This is a genomic window from Arenibacter algicola (assembly GCF_000733925.1).
Taxonomy (GTDB): domain Bacteria; phylum Bacteroidota; class Bacteroidia; order Flavobacteriales; family Flavobacteriaceae; genus Arenibacter; species Arenibacter algicola.
The window spans coordinates 1,434,024-1,456,923 of record NZ_JPOO01000001.1; the positions used below are offsets into that span (position 1 = coordinate 1,434,024).

Consider the following 22,900-nt stretch of genomic DNA (forward strand, 5'->3'; position numbering starts at 1 on the left):
TGGCGCAGAATAATAGGAGCCGTATGATGCGAGAGTATCACGTACGGATCTGTGAGAGGCTCAAGGGGAGGTTCCTTGGGCCTACTCGATTAGTGGTACATTGTACACATAAATATGCTGCATTAAAGTTGCTCGGTTCGATAAGGGGGCGACTAAAGAGTTGCCACTTAGAAATCAATGAAGAGAAATCAAGGATTGTCTATTGCCATCGCAACCAAAAGAAGCAACCTAAGCTCAAGGAAACCTATCAGAAGTTTGATTTTCTCGGCTTCACGTTCAAGCCTCGAACAGTAAGGGTCAGGGGTAAGCAAGTATTGGGCTTTACCCCAGCTATCAGCCAAAAGAGTACCAGTAGGATAGCATCAGAACTAAGGAAGAGGGATATCCATCGTTGGGTACAACTACCACTTGGCAAGATAGCAGAACTGCTAAGACAGAAGATAAGGGGATGGGTCAATTACTATGGAAAATTCCGATTGTCGGATATGAGGAAGCTCTTTAGGATATTGCATATTCGTTTGGTCAAGTGGATACGCAATAAATACCGTCGTTTTAAACGTAAAGAGTGGGTCTATGCTTATCGATACTTACAGAAGGTATCCAGATGTTACCCCAATCTTTTCTATCATTGGCAATATAACGTGTTAAGACCATAATTGCAGTCTTGGTTTAAGAAGAGCCGTATGATGGGAGACTATCACGTACGGTTCCTTTAGATTTGAATCTATAAACAATATACAATTAATCAATAATTATGTTGTTGAAAAGAATATGGCCAAAACCACGCCCATAAGATCCATAAGGATTACTAGAGCATTGGTATTGGCCATAAATAATCAATTATGCCAAAAGGTTTTAATCATCCAATAAATCAATAAAATCCTTGAACCTATCCCTTAGCTCTTGGGCAATTTCATTATTGCCATCGGTGTCCACCGGACTTATTTCTATTGTACCATCATTGTTGCCATCCACGGCCTGAGAAAGGTTGACGCCGTTCACACTGTTGAACAACAGGCTTAGGTCAAATTCTAGAGATAGGTTTTCAGTGCCGCTTGAAACGGTAATATCAAATTGAGGATCCTCAAAATCAAGTTCGAGTTCATCCTCAAAATTATGCCAAAAGACAAAAGGGATATTGTCTATGGTGCCTTTTACCAAGATAGACTTTTCAAAAAGTGCACTGGTGTCATCCGTACTTTTGTCAAATTTAAACTCAATTTCCTCATACTTGCCCATAGGTACAGATGCGGTAAGAAAGGATATTTTACCTGCCAACAAATCAAGTTCAAAAGGGCCTTCCAATTCAATTTCGTCCTCAAAATCGAAATAACCGTCATCATCCCATTGTTCGTTGTCATCTTCTTGATCGTCGATGTCCAGTTCCAATTCGAACTCTTTTAGGTTCAACAAGAAATCACTTAACACTACCGAATTTGCAGATGCCTTATCCGTAGTGGCTGTTTTGCCTGTAGGGCTTACATAATTGCTTTTGGCACTGATGGCCAATTGTCCATTTTTGCCCATGGGGTCATCCTTGGTACATCCTGTCAGGCCAAGTAGGCCGATAACTCCGATACCAAGGTAACGGAAGGTGTTTTTTGCATTCAATAATAAATTTGGGTCATTCGCATTCATAACTTAAGTATTTAAGGTTATTGATATAACAACTGGTAAAGCATAAACCCTACCTAAACTAAACGATTAATTATCTTTTTTGGTATACAGGGGAGGGAAAACCATTTAGAACCCTATAAGCCAGGTTATTATACATGCACAATACAATTCTAATTTTTGGCAATATCATTGCTTTGGTTTGTGTAGATATCAGGCAAGTTCTTGGTTTTTTCTTGGTGGGATGTCTAATGTCAATGGGAGGTTCTGCTATAATACCTCCTTTTAAAACCTGTTTAATTGTTCTAAATAGCATTTTCTAAGGGATTCCATAGTGGCATGAGGATGATCAAAAATCTATACCCATTCCCATGCTTAGTTCATGATCCATTCCAGCATAAAAATCTAACCTTCCCACGGATAGTTTTGCATAGACCAATAAGCTGTTGTATTTTGAATACCCAATACCTATATATTGATTTTTATATCCCAATTCCATGGACATATTAGGGTTAAGTTTTTCAATACGATGGTATGACGCACTTGCTGCCAGGCCCAGAGAAAAATCATATAGGGCTATAATTTTTTGATGAACAAAGACTTTCGGAGTCTTAGCATCGAAGTAAAAAAAATTATCTGCTGTCCCATTTCTGAACCCTACATCGAATATATCTGAAATGCCAAAACCGAAATAACCGTTCTCATGATTGTGTGAAACATAAACACCGGTATATGAGGCTGAACGATTATTATATTTGTAGGCCCCAAGGGTCAGGGAAACAATAAACCAGTCACAATCCTTGGTCAAATAGACCATACCTGAGGTCATGGGATTCGAATATATAAAAGTTCCCCCGACATCGTATTTTTCATACTTCGTTTCCCTATATGTATTAAAGGTTACCGTTGAATTATCATTGCCATCGGTAATCCCTGAGAATTTCATGTCCCCATGTACCGTAGTAGGTGAAATCAATGAACTATTAAATCGATCCTCTTTTAATTTGCTCGTTTGTTGTGCACATAAAGTTATGGACGATAACAAAATCAAAATGTATTTGGTAAGTTTCATAATTACAATTTTTGGGATTCAGTTCAAAACGCTCCACAAGTGGTATAGACGTCATTGTTCTTTTAAAATTATTTTATATATTATTCTTTAATAGGGTATTATAAATTTTAAAAACTTGGGACTTTCTATTTAGAAGCTTATTTAATGAATTGACTAAATAAAAAATGATCAACTCTTTATACAACTAATGAATTTTTTTAACACCAATTGGTTTTTGATGTAATGCTTGGTTTAATCTCCATAGAATGCCGCTAGACTTCGAAGTGGCAATTCGGAGCCGATTATTATAAAGGGAATATGATTGAACTGGACATTCTCTTTGATTTTTTCGGGAATAAGCCTTTCCTCTTTTGGGTTATGGCCCAAATCCATAAGAATTACTTCAGAAATCGAAAAGTTGAAACCTATACTTTCAAAAAATATACTTTTGAGGGAGTGAAAACCTTTTTTAGAAATATCAAGATTCCAATTCTGGGTTTCGTCAAAAAGTTATTCAAGTAATAGGTGAATATCGATTATATTGTTTCCTGTATTTAGTATTTGGTTCGCATACATAACATTAAAATTTATTGGATAACTAGTAAATTATTTTATAGTACTTTCATAAAGGGTCAATATTGGTTGGGGATTATAGATTATGTCATCAGAATAAACAAAATTGAGACTATAGCTCCATTTTCAGGCCAATACCGGCATACTGGTTGCGATATGCCCTAAAGGACCTAGCACCGATATCGGTGTAATTGGTGGTCCTGATCCGGCTATAGGCCTCAGCTGAAATAAATAGATTTTTTCCCAAAGCTTGACTGACATCCAATTTAAAATTGGTATATCGGTATTGTGTCAGTTCCCCTTTTGGACCATTGCTATCCATGGCTTCAATACTTTTGTAATTTCTGCTAACATATTCGACCGTGGTCCGCACCTTGGTTCTATCATTATCAAATTTCATACGTAACACCGGACCGTATTGCCTATATCCGGAACGGTCAGCCGACTTGTCCAACCTAACTAGATACTCCAGACTCGGTGTCACTTCAAAATTTTCGCCAATTGGATAATCGTAAAAAACCTGAGCGTTTATATACCTCCAATCCCTAATTCCGTCAACGGTTGAACTTGAAGCATCATATGTATCATAAAGTCTTTTCTTGGCGTACCCAATGATACCAAAAGAATGTTTCAGACCATTTCTTTCGAAATCTTGCTCTGATCTAAACTGTAGTCCATATTCATTATATTGTAAGTCCTTTACTCCATATGGATCGAAATTTCTGAATTTGTAAAATCCTTCCAGTGTAGTTTCATGGTCCTTAAAGGGGGAGAACTGTATGCCCGAGATTGCGCCATAATCGTAGTACCCAAGTGGGCTTACCAATACGTCTTGGTCACCATCGAGACCATTGCGGTTCATCCGTTTAAATGTCGCTTCCAGTAAGAACTCCATGTTTTTCCCGATATTATAATCGTACTTGGCGGACGTTGTCATACTCCAATAGCTATCGTCATAATTTTCATATAACATCCTGGCCTGTGGACTAATTGAGAAGCGGATCCTGTTTTCTTTCGACATGTATCGGTAATGATAATCTATCATCACAGCCTGATAAATGCTGCTGGATATCAATTGGTCTCCAGAAAATAGCGTTCCATCCTGATCGACGGCAGTGGGACTCTTAAAATAATTATAGTCATAACCTCCAAGGCTTTCTGCATCAAAACTATGTTTGCCCTGCGCAAAGCAAGAAGTCGTTATGGCAAAAAAAAGTATATATGGTAATTTTAGATTTTTCATATGGATTTGGGATTTTAATGGTACAGTTGTTAATGAAAAGCTTATTAAGGATTAGTATGCCCAAGAATCGGAATTAAGGCCCAGTTTCTGATAATTGTGATGTAGAGATCTTGAATGTTGGAATAGATGATCAATGGCTTTTTGTAGGCCACATTGGTTCACCAACTGGATGGCAAGGCCCGGGCGCACATTTACCTCCATAATTTGAGGGCCCTTGGTTTTGTCTATGACCAGATCAATGCCCAGATAGTCCAACGGAAAGGCCTTTGATGTAGCTATGGAGAGTGCCATAATTTCCTTCCAAAAGGGAATGGTCACCCCCTTGATTGATTTAGGATTGTCGGGATGATGGTCCCTGTAATTTTTACCATCATAGACCTGTGTAAGTCGGCCATTGACCATATCCACTCCTATACCCACGCCGTTCTGATGCAGATTGGCCATTCCCCCAGACTTGGATGTGGGCATTCGGAGCATTGACATTATGGGAGTGTTCTTCAAGGTGATGATCCTAAAATCGGGCACCCCTTCGTCATAGATTTCAGCAAAGAAAGGATGTGGCACTATACATTCTTCAATTAAACAATGATCACCGTCCCCTCTGGAGAAAAACCCGGAGACGATTGCGGTGATATGCTGAAAAATTTGACGCTCTGTAATTTTAATACCGCTATTGGACCAAGTGCCATCTTCCTCTTTTTTTATAATTTTTATGCCACCGCCACCGGACCCATTGGCAGGTTTTACGGCTATAGCACCATAATTTATGCATTTTGCCCATTCCCTTTTTATATCGCTAACGTTTCGGATAACCGCATACGTGTCCGCACATGCAATTTTATTGCTGTGAAGGATTTCCTTGGTTTTCACCTTGTCATCCGCTAACTTATAATCCCGTTTATGGTTATTGGGGTATATTAAGTCTAGGTTTCGTCGATTAAGACCGATGATTCCCTGTCTATTCTGTATTTGAAATAATTTTTTAAACATGATCAAATATTTTTAAGGTTGAACAAAGGTTGAAATCGAAATAATTCTGTCCATCGCAACCCAATGTAACGTCCTAAAATCATGGCCAGCGCAATGACAATCAGCAGTATCTCAGGAAACAAAATGATGACCGAAGAAACAATGGAGCTGGACAATAGCCAGTAACAGAAAACTACAGAAATTATGGTTTGTGAGAAGGTGGCAGTTGCTTTTTGAAAACCGTCCTCAGCGATCAAGGTGGAAAATCGTTCCGCCGAGACGGTGAGAATTATGGTCGGAAAAAAGGAAAGGGAAGTCAACCACACAACATTGGTTATCATTCCTATATACGACCCGGCCAACATGACCAACACCATTAGTGAAAGTGAGATAACTAATTTTGGTGTGTGCAACAGTCCTAATCTATTAAAGGGCCTTGTCACTAATCCCACAAATAGTATTAAAAATATAAAAGAAATAATTCCTTTTATAAACCCTATTTCCATCAGGGAAAATGATATTAAAACTGGCAGGAATACGCCAAATGTTTTTAATCCAACAACATTCCTAAGAAAAGCTACCAGTAATCCGCCTATGGGGATCATGAGCAGGAGGATGAGCATCTGTAGATTAATGATGTCATTTTCGACCAATCCCCATAGTGATATGGGGTATTTCTTTCCAAATTCATCTGCGCTGATCCCCAAGAACGGAATGTTGACCTGTTTTTTGATCTCATAGGTATAGTCAAAGTTGATACCAGAGGTGTAGGTGATCATAAATTCATCCCCTTCATATAATTCCAGATAATTGGCCGGCAAATGGGCATAGTGATTGTTCAGGGCATCGAAAGGTATCCATTTGTCGTTTATATTAATTTCCGTCCAGGAATGCGAGGTGCGCTTATTGGCCTCCTCTAAGATTATACCTCCTTTGATCCGTGAGGGATAGCCCAATTTTCTGGCCAATGCAACCAGTAACCTACTTTTTCCATTACAGGAAGCCCTGTTTTGTTCCAAGGTGGTTATGGCGTCCGTTAAGGAAATTATCGGCGCTGAGGGGATTTCATATACAAAATCAAAAAGGTTTCTAATGACTTGCCGATCACTGATCGCATCGGTAGATAAAAGATTTGCCAGGGAATCAATGCGGTCATCATTTACTTGTATATACTGGGAAGCTTCTAAATAGGAATCATAATTTGATCTATTATGATCAAAATTTAACGGAAAATCATAATTCTTGGTCTGGCCCTCAAAGGTGAATTGATAGTTTATATCCTCATAATTATTTTCTTTGGTGCTTGTCCATACACCTTTTAAGTTATTGCCTTCGTTCAATTCTTGAAAGCTCCCGGGACTATCGGAGACATCCTTGGCGTTGGTAATGCGCTGATGATCATTGCTTTTTGGTATAAATGTCCTAACGATGGTATTGCCCTTCTGGGTCTTGTAGAAGTAGCGGTAGTGGACGTTGTACATGTCGTCTGCATAGAAACTGTCTATGTACTTGGTTGCCGGGACTATTTTAAAGGCCAGAGAAATCGTTGCCAAAATCAGGATAGCCAAAATGGTAATACGAAATTTGTAGGTAGAATTCATATTGCATTTGGTGGTTTGGTTTTTAATAAACTTATTTTAATAGCAAAAACTTTATGTTTTTGTAGTATAACACTTACAAAAGTATTTACCCTACCTCCTTGTCCTTATCTTTTTAATTATATTGTATACATATTCCTTTCGAATTTTACGGGATCCCCATTATTCATTGATATTCTAAGGACTTACCCTTTAGACCATATTAACTTTTTTTAAAATAGGTTAATTATTGTTAAGAGGGATATATCTAAAGGCCAACCCATTAAGAATAGCCATCTATACGTCTTACATGGTAATTATTAAGGGAACGAAGTCTAAGGCAAGGCCGATGTTCGATGCAACCACCTAATAGGTTTGATTTGTATAGGTTCGAACACAAATAATCGAAAACTTGAAGCAATTCATTCCTGTGTTTGAAATATTAAGATAATCAGTGATAATTACAAATAAACTATCACTAGTGTCAAAAACGCGTTGGGGCAATAATTCAGTGAGTTGAGCGAAAACGTATTTGCCTTGATTCATAGGTTCGTGGAAAAATCACGAACTTAAAAAAAGTGCAATTCAAATCGTCACCGTCAAAAAACAGTGATATCTTTCTAATTATCAATAATTTCAAAGAACATTTTAAAATTTATAGTAGACACTAGTGATAAACTATTTAAATTAATTAATGCTAACACGCAAAATGGGTAGTAATAATGGTTGGTTGAACATGAACGGGTTAAGCTTAAAATGTAACAATCAACTGATTTAGATTTTAAAATTTTATTTGCAAGGTAGCATACCAATTTTTTGGTGCCGATGGAATTATACCAGGTCCAGGGTAACCTGTAGCTCTTCTTGTAAAATACCTATTATCCAAAACATTATTAATGCCAGTTTCTAACTTGAAATTTGCATATTTATAAGAAAGTGAGACATCTAAAATATCGTATTCAGGAATTTTCCCTACCACACCACTCAAACTTGCAAGCGTGGAATTTGTGGCATCTGTAAACTGACTTCCCAGATATGTATACTGAATATTTCCCAGCAAATTCTTATAACCCCCTTGCACCCCTATTTTGATATTTAAATCCGGAACAAACTCCACTTTATTTCCTTTCACACCATATTGTTCCGAAGTTGTGTATTCGGAATTTATTAGTGCTGTATTAACAAAAGAATTAAGTTTTACATGTTTATTTAGATCAAAATATTTTTTTAGATTAAAATCAAATAAGGATTCTATACCATACATCACAGCATTTCCTACATTACCTCTTTCGCTGATTACCCGACCATCGGACAAACTTTTTTGAACAAACCCGATCCTACCGTTATAGAACAAACCAAAAACACCTAAATCATAAGATATAATATTATTAAAGTTACCCCGCATTCCCAAATCAGTTGTGAACCCTTTTTCATCTGTAATATCTGAATTTATGGAAAAAGCGGGATTTGTAATATTGATATCGGAAAAAGTTACGGAGCGATAATTTTGTGAAATATTCCCATAAACCTCTAGGGTTAGGTTTGGTTTAAAACTCAACCCAATTCCCAATAATAGAAGGGAACGATCAAAATTCTGACTTTCCCTTACGGTTTCCTCAAAGATAACATTGCCTGCAGCATCCGTATTTATGTGTTTGTAAAACCCATCGCTTTGTGTTTTTATATATTCAAAACGAAATCCAGGTGTTATTGAAAAACTGTTGGAAGCGTAATAAATATTTTCCCCAAAAAAAGACAAATTGAAATTGGGCAAATCAAACTCAGATTGGTTTGGGTAATAGGGATATTCGGAAAGGGCAAAGTTGAAATCCGGTCCTTTCCCGGCATTACCTGGCCCTTGCTTTTGATAATTGTCCGCTTTGTAAAACTTGGTGCCCACTAAAAATGTCGCATTTTGATTTAACATCTTGTACTTGCTTAATAATCGAGATTCATAGCCAAAATTAGAGAAGTTCCCTTTAATTAGGTCTCGCTCATTTTGAGGGTCAACTTGATTTACCCTATTGGTTCTAAATCCTAGTGCATTTCTGGACGCATCCAAACCAAAAAAGTTGAAAGTAAAATTGGTTTGGTTGGAAAATTTGTGTGCAAATTTAAAGTTATAAAGTAACCAATCTACTTTAAACCAGTTCCGTTCACGGTTACTTTGATATGGATTCTCGGCAAACATGGCATCGGTCAATCCACCGCCTTGGTGCGCTAAATAGCGTAAATAAGACAGCTCGACGGTCAACGAAGTATTTTCTGTAAATTGGTATCCCAAATTAGCAAATACATTTTTAGATTCAAACTCTGAATTTGGTCTAAATCCTTTGCCATTTTTATAGTTAAAATAAGTATAATAGCTCCACTTATTGTTTGTGCCATTTAAACTTGTAAAATGAGTGTATAACCCAAAACCTCCTAATGTGTTTCTAGTAATCACTTCTAGAGGTTTACTGGGATTTGGAGATTTTATTTTGAAATTTATTAGACCTCCAAATTGCGTACCATATTGTAACGAAGCTGCACCACGGATCACTTGAATTTCCTCCAGGCCCTCCGAAGCTGGCGTATAATAACTTTCAGGATAACCCAAAACATCCGCACTGATATCATACCCATTTTGCCTGGTGTTAAAATTCGCTGTCCGGTTAGGGTCCAGACCTCGTCCACCAATATTAAGCTGCAAACCTGCATCATCGTTTTGGTATATATTCAGTCCTGCTACCTGGCTGTATATTTGGCGTGCATTGTTCGAGGCCAAATTAGCCATTGATTTCTCAACCAAAATAACTTCTGTTTTTTTACCTGCATATATGGCGGTTTCCTCAACATCATTCAATCGTTTTAAATCAAAGACGCCCTGTTTTCTGGCAATGACCTCAACTTCGGTCAAGTTTTGGGTCAAATCATTTAAAGCTATAATTAATTCAGAAGAATTTTCGGTTTGAATTGTTACTTCCTTAACTTCATACTCATAGGAAAAAAATACAAGTGTCACTTCTTTTTTTGAGGTTCGAAATTGAAAGTAACCAGATTGATCTGTTGTTGCCAATAATCCAGAAACTTTATCGTAAACATTAACATCAGCAATGACATTGTTGTTTGTCGAAAAGATAACAGTACCCGAAATGCTATGTTGTGCAAACGTTGAAACACTAAAAATAAGTGCAAAAATAAACTTAAAGTCCTTTAATGTCATCCTTAAATGGTAATATCCAATGTTTTGGCTTAAACGATTCCTTTTCTTGGAGCAAATCTATCCCCTTATCGATAAACAGTTCGCTTATCCTTCCATTCAAGGCTACATAACTTTCAACAAAAACTTGTACATTATCATGGCCTTGGGATGTAAAATAATCCCCCAGATAATGTGCGTATTCTAGAATAAAATCAGGTTGAAAGCTCATTTGTTTTTCTTGAAATGGGGTCAAAAAATCTTTATTGTCAACATAGAAAAAGTCATTGGTTTCTCCATTTACGATCTTAAAGGTTGATATTCCCATTTTTTCCATAAGCATAACTCGCCATGAAAAACGGTAGCCCTCTTCTGCCCAAAATAATTCATTTGGATACAGTAAATATCGAAATGGAAAAATAAGCTGAAAACCAAAAAAAACTCCAATAATAAATAACAATGGTTTTCTATAATTGAAGGCATAATCATCAACTTTCGATACTGAAGAAGTATTTATTTTAAATATGAAAATGTATTTAAGAGCTCTAATAATCCTTTTATGCAAATCAGCATCAAAAAATATAAGTGCCGAGACAATCATAATAAAAGGGAACATCCCAATAGGAAATAGTACCCTAGTAAAAACATGAAATATAACCACTAAAATGAATGCGAACCGACGTGATTTTTTGTACAATAATAAAAAGGGAATACTTAAATCATATAGTATACCACTCCAACTCATTGTATAGTGAAACCAATTTTGGTGCATTAACACCTCCCCGATCAAAGGCAAATCATATTTGGCGGGCAACCATATTTTTAAGGGCTGCGCCCTAAATAGCCAGTCACTGTTTAGTTTGGCCAAACCAGCATAAAAATATACAATCCCCAAAAGAAGCTTTATACTATCAATGGTCCATTTTGGGATATTTATGTACGCTTTTTTTCTTATGTAGTTATCCATCGAAAAATAAGCATTTGCAGGTATAAAAATCATTAGAAAACTAAGCAGGCTAATAAAGTAGTAATGATTTAAATATGTGGTTTTATCCATAAGCTCTATATATGTAAAGCTCAAGAAAAAAGCAATTATAGCTATTCTGTATTTTAATCCCAATGCAACTAGGATGGCCGCTATTCCACAAATGGCAAAAAGTAAATAGGTGTACATGCCAATAGGTTTGACCCACCCGAAACCATAATATGAAAAATGAAACTTCGGTTGAATATACAGCGATTCTATCCAACCGAGATACCAAAATCGCCCAATACTAAAGCACATCATAATGCCAAAACAAATTCTAAATACGACTAGAGGTGCGGCATTGGTTGATTTAGCGAGATATGAGGTAATATTTAAACGCATTGATAATTAATATGGAAAGCCATTATTAAGACAATCTTTAGAATCAGCCCTAGATTTTCAGTCACCATCTGCATCAACATAATCTACACTTATATTAAATGCTTGTAGCATATCAACTTTTAATGAGACGACGATTAATTGGAGTGCATCAAAAGCTTCGGTCATCTTCGTATTATCTGTATTGATTTGGGAATTAAAGTTCATATCCAATACCTGTATTTTTTGCCGAGCAGCATCAAACCTCGAATTTACCGCAGTTGCTAAGTCGTTTCTTTTCAAATAACCCAAATAACTTTTAAAACTTTCACCACTTCGGTCAGAACCGTAGTACTTCCCGTTAAATGTATTTTGAACTGCCAGCAAGGCATCCAAGGCTAATTCCTTGGAAATATTCTTGCTATATAGGCCTTCTACTTTGTCAGGTAATGGAGTAGAAGAAAAAACACCTGCGGGGATTCCAAATTTATTCGCGCGTAATCCTTTTTCATAATAGAATATGTAATCATTTACAAACTTATTTAGAGTGCTGGTTACTGTATTTGTTTTTTGACTGACAAAGGTATCTCTGTAGGATGTTTTCCAATCGTTTAAAACGGTTTCGGTCAAAGACTGCATCTGATTTATTAAATCGGATAAATAATTCAAATACTTTACATCTGCATATTTGTTTAAAATTTCAACATCGTCATTGGCTATACCGAACAACATATAGTCAACTGCGGGAAACCCAACTGCATCATTGTTATTGGTATGGCTTAGATCATAGGTGCCCGAAAAAACATTTGCTTCCACATCCGTAATGGAGACGGGATAAATATTCATCTGAAATGCAAATAAAATTTCTTCAGCTTTACCTATGTTAAACATTTCTGCAAATTGCCATGTCCTGTAGGCACTTAGCCAAGATGCCCTCAATGCAACTAAATTTGTGTTATCGGGTTGAGATATAAAATCATCTTTAGCGAGTTTTAATGCTTTAAGTTTAATATTTAAATCTTCATAGGCCGGTATAATAATATTATCTGCCAAATTGATCAATAGGGCTTCTCTATCAAAATCATCTGAATTACTACTACTTGGGCTATCTTCAGAAGATGGGGAACTGCATGCCAGGAGACTCATAGCTCCCAGAATTATTAGAAATAATTTTTTTATCAAATCCATTGGCTTTTATATTATAATTTGTACTATACAATTAGTAAAGTAGTTTCTGTAATAATGGAAACAGCAACTACTTTTTTGAGAATATAAAGTTTTACTAATTAGCTGCTTGAGCTGTAGTAAAACCAAACTCCGCCGCTATGGATGCTGAAATACTGTCTAGGGTTTCTGGTGTTACATCCCAAAACCCGTTGCCTTCCATGAGTTGCGCTAAATAGCCATCAACTTCGGTTTTGGTTACATAAGGTATGGTCGAGTTAGGCATTCTAGAGAATTGTAAACTGTAAATAAACCCATATGCTTCCGACAGGGCATGAAACGCGGTAGCTTTATCAGATTCTAAATTGGTTTTTCCGGCCTGTAAATAATATACAGCTCTTACGGCTGGTATTTTTGATAAATTTTCCCTGATAATTTCCGCTTGTTCATCGCGAACAGTATAAGATTTGGCAACGATTGCCGCTCTTCCTAATTTAAAAGCATTGTATATCGTTACTGGTATTTCAGAAAAATCTGGGTCACCTTCCAATTTGTATAAATATTCGCTTAAGAACTGATCTGCATCCAATTGGGGTACTTCGGGATCAGTTTCGTTCCCATACAAATACCCGTAAGCCTCATCCCACTTATGTTCCATTGCAGTAAATTCCTGATTTACTTCCAATACCCCATTATCATTATTTGGTAAATTAGAACCTTTATCCAATACTTTAGGGCTTAAATAGTTATTAAGAATTTGGTCCATCATTAAAGCACCTATCAACCCCTTGGCAAAAGCTTGATTTAGTTCCAGTCCTTTATTGTTAATATACCGGATGGAACCTCCTCCGGCTTGCTGTATTTGACCAGCTTGTCCTGCAGAGGCAGTTGTGTTCCAGTTTATAAAAACCTCTGAAGCTTGGGACGCAATCCAATTATCAAAATCTGCTTTAATGGCATTTGAAGTGGTGGTATTGGCTGAAAAATAATCTGCCGATGCTGCAATTTTGCTACGTATACTTTTATTGGATAAATTTAAATTGTCATCGTTAAAATCATTTTCCCCTTGAACATGGGCAAACATAGCATCCAATTTTATTTCTGTACTTGAATTATCTTTTAATGAGGACACCAATTCTTCCGCCATTTTTATTCGGGTAGTTTGCCCTTCAAAATTTACCGTAGATTTTCCATTTCTTAAAAAGCTATATGTATTGGGGGCTGTAACTTGATTTACGTCATTTACACCATCATCATCCGTTGAACATGACTGGAATATCACAGATACTATTAGTAATAGGTTTAAGCTGAATTTTTTCATTTTATTATTTTTATTTAGACTAGTTATATATAATCATATATATGAAGTCGCAAATATATATAGGTAAATTGTTTAAACAAAATTTATTTAGATTAATTATAAATAAAATTAAATTTAGCCACAATGGCCAATTAGAAATGGAAAAAATTTGAATTTTGGAATCTTAGGTATAATCTAGTATTAATTAAAATCTTGGCTTGAACGCAACCAAGTGGTTTATATAAAAAGGGTTTTCTGCTAATTACGTGATAGAAAACCCGTTACAAACTAAACCAATTTTTAATTTCCCAATCTTATGGAAAACTATTCATTTACATTGAAGTTGTTCAAAACTATGATAACATACCAAAAGCCGAAATTACCTGGGAAGCAACACATAATCTGGAATCCTCACTTTGTTCTTTTTTTAGGACCAGATCCAAAACCATCGTTCCATCGGCATCTTTAAAATTAATTAAAATTCTCCCTCAAGTGTAGCTGTTATTTCCACATTCCAATCAGTGGTATATTCGGAATTGTTACAGTAATAAGCATTCGAGGCAGTTCTTTCGCTGCCTATGATATCCCTATCAAAATCAGATTTTGTACTAGGATTAACTTCGGTATAAGTACAATTTTCTTTACTTCAGCCAATAAAATTACCATCGTCCCACAATTTACTTTTTACACTGGAGTATTATGACTGCTTTTTTTAATGGCAGCAGAAATTTCACAGGATGTACCAACTCCAAGGATGATATTGGTCTTTGATAATATTATTTGTACCTTTAATACACTAAAGAGCATCAAATGATATCTTTAGAGTTCTTACTTGGTTTTGAGTGTACAAATAGGTGTGCAAATTGAAATAAAATTATGTAAACAACTGTATAACAGTGTTTTGGGTGTAGGTAGTTAGGTCTGCCACCCCGACGAACCTAGAAATAGGTAGTAGCAAAAACACTGTTAATCAATTGATTTTCAGTGTTTTTTGTTTTTACACATTTTCTTTGATATCAAATGATATCAAATGATATCATATGTGCACACCTAATTTTGGATCAAGTACAATTTCTGGGTATTTGGATATTTATGCAAATAATTGAGTTAATCTAAACAGGAAGAATTCTGTATTTCTAACGCCTCTGAACTGGGCCCTAAAAGCTTTTATTTTGGCATTGAAGGATTCTGCAGATGCGTTTGTGCTCCTGTTTATAAAATAGTTCAGGATCGACCTATAGTTGAGGGATATTGTGGATTAAGTACAATTTCTGGGTATTTGGATATTTATGCAAATAATTGAGTTAATCTAAACAGGAAGAATTCTGTATTTCTAACGCCTCTGAACTGGGCCCTAAAAGCTTTTATTTTGGCATTGAAGGATTCTGCAGATGCGTTTGTGCTCCTGTTTATAAAATAGTTCAGGATCGACCTATAGTTGAGGGATATTGTGTTGGCAATGGTATTGAAGGCCCTGAAGCCTGTATTCTCTACGTCTTTGTGCCAATGCGCCAGCTTTGTATATGCCGTTTGAATGGAAGTTGCCGTATTGAATATGTTCCTGAGCCCCTGTACCAGGTCGAATGCGAGTTTTATATCGGGATAATGGGCGAACAATATTTTACTTCTTTCCGATTGGTTCCGGGTCCAATTGTTGGGCGATTTATAAAGTAGGTACCTACTTCGGGCCAAGAGTTGTTTTCTGGTGTCCCCGTTATTGAATTCTTTTGGGACGAAGGCCCTGTTCTTTTCTTTTGCCCGTTTTATCTGTTCGTTCTCCAGGTCTATGGCGTCCCATCTATGCTTGATCCGAATGTCCTGAAGGGCCTCCAGTGCCAGTTTCTGTACGTGGAACCTGTCGGTGACCTGTACCGCTTTGGGGAAGCATTTTTTGGCGATGGTCTTCATGGAGTTTGCCATATCCAGGGTGATTTCCTTGACCCTGGCCCTTTTCTTGTCCGATATCTTCATTAGTTGTTCTATGATAGGTTCCACCTTGGTACCGGAGAATATGGCCACTATGGACCCTTTTTTGCCCTTGGCCTTTTTGTTGGTGATTATGGTATAGAGTTCCCCTTTGGAGAGTGCCGTTTCGTCAATGGACAGGTAAGGCCCCATATTTTCGGGAAAGATGAGCCACTGTTTGGCATGTCCCTTTTGTTCCCAGTCCTTAGAATCGCTCAGATAGTCCTTGTACTGTCGCTGGAGTCTATTGCCGTTTACCCCGAAGAGGGACCCCAGCTGTTGGCCGCTCAGGGCCGTATTATCCGTTGATCTCTTTTAAAAAAGCAGCGAACTCCTTTGATATGCGGGTCCCCTGTGCAATAAAATCATCCCAATCACGGCTTGCCTTGGTCCACTTTCCATCTATCAGGACATCCCAGCGCCTGCGCTTGAGGCTCAAGCTGACCAGATTGCTGCGGATCGGATAATCATCGATGACCCTGGGCTCCATAAAGCCACTGGCCTTAAAGGTGTGATCTTTGTAACGCTCCGGTACCTGCTTTTTCTCCTCTAAAAATACAGTCAACCGATTGTCGTACAAGGGATTCTTTATCGGCTTTTGTTCAAAACCGACGATATCAAAAAAGTCAAGTAGTCCCTCTGGTAAAAATAAGCTCAATAACGATAAATCGGTTCCTTTGTCCATCCATTAAATTTAAAGTGCAAAGAAATAAATTATTCACTTTAGACCCAACTTTTGTACTTGATCCGATATCTATCTAAAGCAGCTCAACTATCGTTTTATACTGGACCTGGAACATTATTTAAGGAGGTGCACGGACAAAAAGAAACAGCTGTGCCTCAACAATAATGGAGTTATGAAACATTTGGAACGTTTCAAGAAAATGGTGAACCTTGCCGTGAAACTGGAATGGGTAAACAAAAACCCTTTTGATAGGTTCCAATTGAAGTTCAACAAATTCGATCGCGTGTTCCTGACCCAAAGGGAATTAAGACTGATAGAGGAAACGGAATTCAAACAGGATAGATTACAACATGTAAAAGACTGTTTTGTATTTTCCTGTTATACCGGACTTTCCTATGTGGATGTAAAAGAGCTTACAAGGGATAAGATCACTAAGGGTATAGATGATAGGAATTGGATCTATACCAAACGGGAAAAAACGGACGAGCTGGTCAAAATCCCTATACTTCCCCAAGCATGGGATATTTTGGAAAAGTACAGGGATTACCCTACCCACAATGGATTACTTCCCATATGCTCCAACCAGAAGGTGAATACGTATCTCAAGAAAATAGCGGGAGCATGCGGGGTCCATAAGAACATTACTTTCCATGTGGCCAGGCATACCTTTGCCACTACGGTCATGTTATCCAATGGGGTACCCATTGAAACGGTCTCAAAACTTTTGGGCCATACCAAATTATCGACCACCCAGATATATGCTAGGGTAGTGGAGTCCAAGATAAGTGAGGATATCGGCAATCTATTGATGAGGTTTAAGGAAAGGGAGAGCCAAATTGCGGTTGAAAAGAAAGATAAAAATGGGGAACGGGAAATAAGGACTATCGACCCCAAATCTTACCATAACTTAACTGCGCATTTGGTCTACTTTTCATATCCAATCATCTTCAACCAACTAGCTTTCGGTCCAATTGCCGTAAAATTACAGCTTGTGTTATAATTAATGTTTATAGATCTTAGTTTTATTTCGGAAAGCAATGTGCTTTGAATAATACCTTATGAATTAAAAAAAAATATACAGACTACCACCTTTTCCAAATTGATTTTAAAAGGTAGGTTAATGTAGGTATGGAAGATTTTTTCTTGCGGCTAAACCAATTGTTTACTTTAAAGATTCTAGTAATTATGGGTAATATTATGCCGTAAACATGGGGCTTACATACGTTTGCTTCAAAATTTATATTTGGAGACTGAAATTTTATACTCCTTTGGTTCTTAACTTAATAAGTTTGGACAAATCTATTCTCCTTAATTCTAATATTTGATTGTGGATGAGTCGATTCTTTGAAAAATGAATTACTAACCAAATTTATAAACTCAGTTTATGACAAACCTATTATTTTTTAAAATCGAATACTTTAAAAAGCTTGGATTTCCAATCCTATTGTTTCTCTGTTGTGCAGAGATTAACGCTCAAACTACGGTTTCTGGAAAGGTATCTGATGCAGATGGACCAATTCCTGGTGTCAATGTTGTTTTGAAAGGAACCAACAATGGTACGGCAGCGGATTTTGATGGTCTTTATGAAATTCGGAATGTTCCGGCAAATGGCGTATTGGTATTTAGTGTTATAGGGTACGAAACCAAAGAAATCGCGATTAATAATCAAACCCAAATTAATACAACTTTAGAGTTTGATGTTTCTTCCTTGGATGAGGTTGTCGTAATTGGTTATGGACAAATGAAACGTACGGATTTAACAGGATCTGTGGTTTCTGTATCTAGTGAAGCAATAACTCAATCTGTGGCAACATCTGTAGATCAAGTTTTGCAAGGACGTGCAGCAGGTGTGCAAATTCAACAGAATAGTGGTGCACCTGGAGGTAGTTCTTCAATTCGTATACGTGGAATTAGCTCGCTAACCGGGTCTAATGAGCCTATTTTTGTAATTGATGGTGTAATTATTGATGGTTCTACCGGATCAAGTAATAGCAATCCTTTACAATCCATAAATCCTTCAGATATTGTTTCCTTGGATGTATTGAAAGATGCATCTGCAACAGCCATTTATGGATCGAGAGCAGCAAACGGGGTTATAATTATAACCACCAAACGAGGTAAGGCAGGGGAGTTATCCATGACTTATGATACTTATATGGGTTGGCAAGAAATACCAGGAAAGATAAGCTTAATGGATCTACAACAATATGCTGTACATCATAATACACGCGCTGATTTGGGTATTGTTGAGCGTAATAATGCTTATATCCGTCCAGATTTATTAGGACCAGGTACAGATTGGCAGGAGGAATTATTTACCCGAGCCATGATGCAGAGTCATAACTTATCTGCTTCCGGGGGAACGGAAAAAACTACCTATGCCATGGGTATTGGTTACCTAGATCAAGATGGCATAGCAATTGGTTCAGCGTTCGAGCGTTTTAATCTAAGGGGAGTAATAGATTCCCAAGTTAAAGATTTTCTTAAAGTTGGCGTAAACCTGGCATTGAGCAATTCAAAATTAAAAACTACGGTTTCCGAACAAGCGCTGATTCCGACTGCACTTAGACAAACCCCAAATGTTGCCGTACGTAATGCAGATGGGTCCTTTGACGGGCCGGATACAGATCAGTTTGTTCAGAACAATCCAATTGGCCTTGCAGCCATTAAGGATAATAGGAATGAAAATGTTGGATTAAGAGCCAATACTTATGCCGAATTAACATTGGCGAAGGGACTTAGTGTTAAAACACAGTATTCGTTGGACTATGGTTTTTCCAACGGGTATAGATTTGATCCTTCATACGCCTTCGGTGCTCTTATAAATGATGTTAGGGAGAGTAATAGGTCAAAATCCTTTAGTAAATATTGGAATTGGTCCAATCTATTGAACTATAACAATGAATTTGGACAGCATAACGTAAACATGATTCTTGGTCAAGAAATGCAGGAATCCAAGTGGGATAACTTAACAGGATATCGATCTGGCTTTATAACTAATGGTTCTACCGATTTAAATGCAGGAGACGCTACAACTGCTAGGAACTCCAATGCCAGTAATAAAAGTAGTATTAGTTCTTATTTCGGTAGAATGTTCTATTCATTTGACGACAAATACCTCTTAACAGGCACATTGAGAAGGGATGGATCTTCCAAATTTGGTAAAAATAATCGTTGGGGCTGGTTTCCTTCAGCTGCCTTTGCCTGGAAAATATCCAATGAAAATTTCCTAAAGGAAAATGATGTGATCAATAATTTAAAACTGCGTTTAGGTTGGGGAGCTGTTGGTAATCAAAATGCACCTAACTACGCTTATACCCCTATTTACTCAGCTTCACCAACTACTTTCGGACCTGGTTTGCTAGCTGCAAATACAGCAAACCCGGATATAAAATGGGAAACTACTTCGTCCAGTAATGCTGGTTTGGACCTTAATCTTTTTAATAACCGTATAGAGTTTATAGTGGATGTTTATTATAAAGAAACAAAAGATTTACTACTGGAAAAACCCCTGCCAAGATATGTTGGTGTTGCAGGTATAGGATCAACAACACCACCACAAGTAAATATTGGATCCCTTGAAAATAAGGGAATCGAATTAACACTAAATACTGTGAATGCAGATACAAAGGATTTTTCTTGGCGTTCCAATTTTGTTTTTTCTATGAACAGAAATAAGGTGTTATCATTGGTTAATGAATCGTCCATACTAAGTAAAACGCTTCAACAAGGTTCAGATATTTCCATAGTAACACGTACCGCCGTCGGGGAACCCATTGGACAGTTCTACGGGTATAAGGTTATAGGTCGATTTGAGGATGCTACAGATTTCTATTATAAAAACGAGGCAGGTGAAATAGTTCCAACAGCATTACCAACCGAGGTAAACACTATTGGTGAAAATGCCATGTGGATAGGTGACTATATGTTCGACGATAAGGATAAAAATGGAGTGATAGATGAGAATGATCTACAATACATTGGTAATCCTGCTCCAGATTTCACTTTTGGTGTAGGGAACTCCTTTACGTATCAAGGGTTGGAGCTAAATATATTGTTAACGGGCTCGTACGGGAATGATGTAGTAAATTATCAGAGGCGTTTCTTGGAAAACCCTCGTGGTAATACAAATTTATTTGAAACTGCCTTGGGTTATGCCCAATTGGGTCTAATTAACCCTAACGGACCCAACGACTATCGTAATGTTCAAATTGTGGGAGGCGATAAATACATGCCTAGAATTGCCGGTTCTTCGGCAGCTTCGGAATCCAACTTCCGCTTTAGCGATAGGTTTGTAGAAGATGGCTCCTATGTAAGAATTAAGAATATTTCTTTTGGCTATAACCTACCACAGGACTGGATTGCCAAGTTCGGATTACAAAATGCCAAAGTATATACCAACATGCAGAATGTATTGACATTTACCAAGTATTCTGGCTATGATCCGGAAGTAGGATCTATCAATCAAGATGCTCTTTTAACAGGTATCGATAATGGCCGTTATCCGTCACCTAGTATAATAACAGTTGGATTAAATGTTAAATTCTAAAAAAAAATACTATAACTATGAAAACTAAAAAAATAATTTATACTGGTCTTATAATGACGTTTGTCCTTATTTGTACGAGTTGTAGCAATCTTTTAGAGGTAGAACCGGAAGATTTGGTTACTCAAGATAATTTCTATAATTCAGAAGACGATTTTAGAGCGGCAACCGCACCCCTTTATAATAAGGTGTGGTTCGATTTTAATTCTAAATTCTATTATGGACTTGGAGATGGCCGTTCTTACAACTTGTATGCACCATTCTCCGATTACATTTACCCATTCAGTGATTTAAATGAGACAGGACTGACAGGGCCGTTGGTTGAAGCTTGGTCATCATTCTACAATGTTATTCAACAATCCAATAACGTTATAAATGGGATAACGGCCAGTACGGTTGATGAAAGTGCAAAACAGGCCTATATAGCTGAAGCACGTTTTATGAGAGGAACAGCTTATTGGTATTTGGCTTCGTTGTGGGGCGATGCAATTATTTCTACCGATCCTGCAGAATTGGTCAGCAATCCTATAGTCAATAAAAATCCAATCGAAGACGTGTATCAATTTGCAATACGCGATATGGAATATGCTGCAAAATACCTTCCTGAACAATCCGGTCAGGCAGGTAGGTTAACCCGTTATAGTGCATTTGGTATGTTATCGCGAGTTTATCTTTCCTATGCCGGTTTAAGTGATAATCCAAACAGTGGCACCCGAAATCAGGAATATCTGGATTTGGCCAGAAAAGCTGCAGATAAGGTTCTTACGGAAGGCCCATACGTTTTAATGGACGATTATGCCGATTTATTCAGGATAGAAAATAATAATAATAGTGAATCATTGTTTGCATTACAATGGGTTCCCAATGGAGATTATGGTGTTAATAATATGCACCAAGCTTTTTTTGCTTTAGGTTCGGATATTACTGGGGATGATGCTGCATGGGGATATTGGACAAGAGCATCTTATGATGTGTTAAAGGAATATGAGACTAATGATCAACGTCGCGAGGCCACTTGGATGGGCAATGAGGATTTCTACCCCAACATTAATGTAGCAAATGGTGGTTACACTGTAGATCACCCCAATGATTTTCTTACAGTTAAAAAAGGTGTGGTAGGTTCAAATAAAGATAACGCCAGTATAACTCGTATGAATTCTGCCTTGAATACTTATATGATTCGTTTGGCAGAGGTGCATTTAAATTATGCCGAAGCGGTTTTAGGCAATAACACAAGTACCGCAGATGCCAATGCCTTAATTTATGTAAATCAACTTCGTACCCGAGCTGGTCTTGAAGAAAAAACGTCTCTAACGTATGATGATATCATCCATGAACGAAGGGTGGAATTATGTATGGAAGGGCAATTTTGGTTTGATCTCGTAAGGCGCTCCTATTACCAGGAACAAGAGGTTATCAATTACATTATTGCTCAAGATAGGGGAACCATTACACCTTTTAACTATGATTCCGAAACGAATACCGTAACAGTTGATGAAACTGTTGATCCCAGTACACGGTCTATAGGAGTGATTGATAGGTCTATATTCTTTCTACCTTATCCAGAATCAGAGGTTGTGCAAAATCCTTTACTAAAGGATGCTCCTGTACCATATGAATTTACGGAGGAAAGAATAACTGACTTGTTCTAAGGATTGGAGAAAAAACAATAATAATTAAAATTAAT

The 22,900-nt window shown here is 37.2% G+C and carries 15 protein-coding genes and 1 pseudogene; 4 read left to right on the forward strand and 12 right to left on the reverse strand.

Annotation, left to right across the window (positions count from 1 at the left end; translation table 11 throughout):
* The first annotated feature begins 26 nt into the window (after positions 1-26).
* A complete protein-coding gene (locus tag U735_RS26180) occupies positions 27-656 on the forward strand; it encodes a group II intron maturase-specific domain-containing protein (RefSeq protein WP_051891887.1) in 630 nt (209 codons plus the stop codon).
* Positions 657-855: 199 nt separating this feature from the next.
* Here U735_RS26180 and U735_RS0106320 read toward each other — a convergent pair whose 3' ends face one another.
* The 12 genes and pseudogenes from U735_RS0106320 to U735_RS0106390 form a co-directional block, all read right to left on the reverse strand.
* Positions 856-1,638: a hypothetical protein gene (locus U735_RS0106320; protein ID WP_051891888.1), complete on the reverse strand. Its 783-nt coding sequence runs from the start codon at positions 1,636-1,638 to the stop codon at positions 856-858.
* A gap of 325 nt (positions 1,639-1,963) precedes the next feature.
* Positions 1,964-2,686: a hypothetical protein gene (locus U735_RS0106330; protein ID WP_031443020.1), complete on the reverse strand. Its 723-nt coding sequence runs from the start codon at positions 2,684-2,686 to the stop codon at positions 1,964-1,966.
* Positions 2,687-3,350: 664 nt separating this feature from the next.
* Positions 3,351-4,481, reverse strand: a complete 1,131-nt coding sequence (locus tag U735_RS0106340; protein WP_031443022.1) for a hypothetical protein — start codon at positions 4,479-4,481, stop codon at positions 3,351-3,353.
* Positions 4,482-4,532: 51 nt separating this feature from the next.
* On the reverse strand, positions 4,533-5,471 hold the full coding sequence (locus U735_RS0106345; RefSeq protein ID WP_051891889.1) for a sugar-transfer associated ATP-grasp domain-containing protein: 939 nt from the start codon (positions 5,469-5,471) through the stop codon (positions 4,533-4,535).
* A 2-nt stretch (positions 5,472-5,473) separates the two neighbouring features.
* Positions 5,474-7,051 (reverse strand): 7TM domain-containing protein, encoded by a 1,578-nt coding sequence (locus U735_RS0106350; RefSeq protein WP_031443024.1) that lies wholly within the window; start codon positions 7,049-7,051, stop codon positions 5,474-5,476.
* Between the two features lie 757 nt (positions 7,052-7,808).
* Positions 7,809-10,232 (reverse strand): carboxypeptidase-like regulatory domain-containing protein, encoded by a 2,424-nt coding sequence (locus tag U735_RS0106355; protein ID WP_031443025.1) that lies wholly within the window; start codon positions 10,230-10,232, stop codon positions 7,809-7,811.
* The gene (locus U735_RS0106360; protein WP_031443026.1) at positions 10,213-11,577 is read right to left on the reverse strand and encodes an HTTM domain-containing protein; all 1,365 of its coding nucleotides are present in this window, start codon (positions 11,575-11,577) and stop codon (positions 10,213-10,215) included. The genes U735_RS0106355 and U735_RS0106360 overlap by 20 nt, the downstream gene beginning before the upstream one ends.
* 57 nt (positions 11,578-11,634) lie before the next feature.
* Positions 11,635-12,741 (reverse strand): imelysin family protein, encoded by a 1,107-nt coding sequence (locus U735_RS0106365; protein ID WP_316933004.1) that lies wholly within the window; start codon positions 12,739-12,741, stop codon positions 11,635-11,637.
* 94 nt (positions 12,742-12,835) lie between these two features.
* Positions 12,836-14,038, reverse strand: a complete 1,203-nt coding sequence (locus U735_RS0106370; RefSeq protein ID WP_031443028.1) for a DUF4856 domain-containing protein — start codon at positions 14,036-14,038, stop codon at positions 12,836-12,838.
* A 1,069-nt stretch (positions 14,039-15,107) separates the two neighbouring features.
* Positions 15,108-15,275 (reverse strand): annotated as a pseudogene (locus tag U735_RS25225) (transposase); the annotation flags it as partial.
* 29 nt (positions 15,276-15,304) lie between these two features.
* Positions 15,305-16,273, reverse strand: coding sequence for an ISAon1 family transposase (locus U735_RS0106385; protein WP_031443029.1), 969 nt, complete (start codon positions 16,271-16,273; stop codon positions 15,305-15,307).
* A 7-nt stretch (positions 16,274-16,280) separates the two neighbouring features.
* Positions 16,281-16,667 (reverse strand): ISAon1 family transposase N-terminal region protein, encoded by a 387-nt coding sequence (locus U735_RS0106390; RefSeq protein ID WP_031443030.1) that lies wholly within the window; start codon positions 16,665-16,667, stop codon positions 16,281-16,283.
* A 67-nt stretch (positions 16,668-16,734) separates the two neighbouring features.
* Between U735_RS0106390 and U735_RS0106395 the strand changes: the two genes are divergently transcribed.
* The 3 genes from U735_RS0106395 to U735_RS0106405 all read left to right on the forward strand — a co-directional run bounded on the left by U735_RS0106395 (position 16,735) and on the right by U735_RS0106405 (position 22,865).
* Positions 16,735-17,667, forward strand: a complete 933-nt coding sequence (locus U735_RS0106395; protein ID WP_083260597.1) for a site-specific integrase — start codon at positions 16,735-16,737, stop codon at positions 17,665-17,667.
* A gap of 384 nt (positions 17,668-18,051) precedes the next feature.
* Positions 18,052-21,216, forward strand: a complete 3,165-nt coding sequence (locus U735_RS0106400; protein WP_031443032.1) for a SusC/RagA family TonB-linked outer membrane protein — start codon at positions 18,052-18,054, stop codon at positions 21,214-21,216.
* Between the two features lie 17 nt (positions 21,217-21,233).
* Complete coding sequence (locus U735_RS0106405) at positions 21,234-22,865, forward strand: RagB/SusD family nutrient uptake outer membrane protein (protein WP_031443033.1); 1,632 nt, start codon at positions 21,234-21,236, stop codon at positions 22,863-22,865.
* Positions 22,866-22,900: the final 35 nt, after the last annotated feature.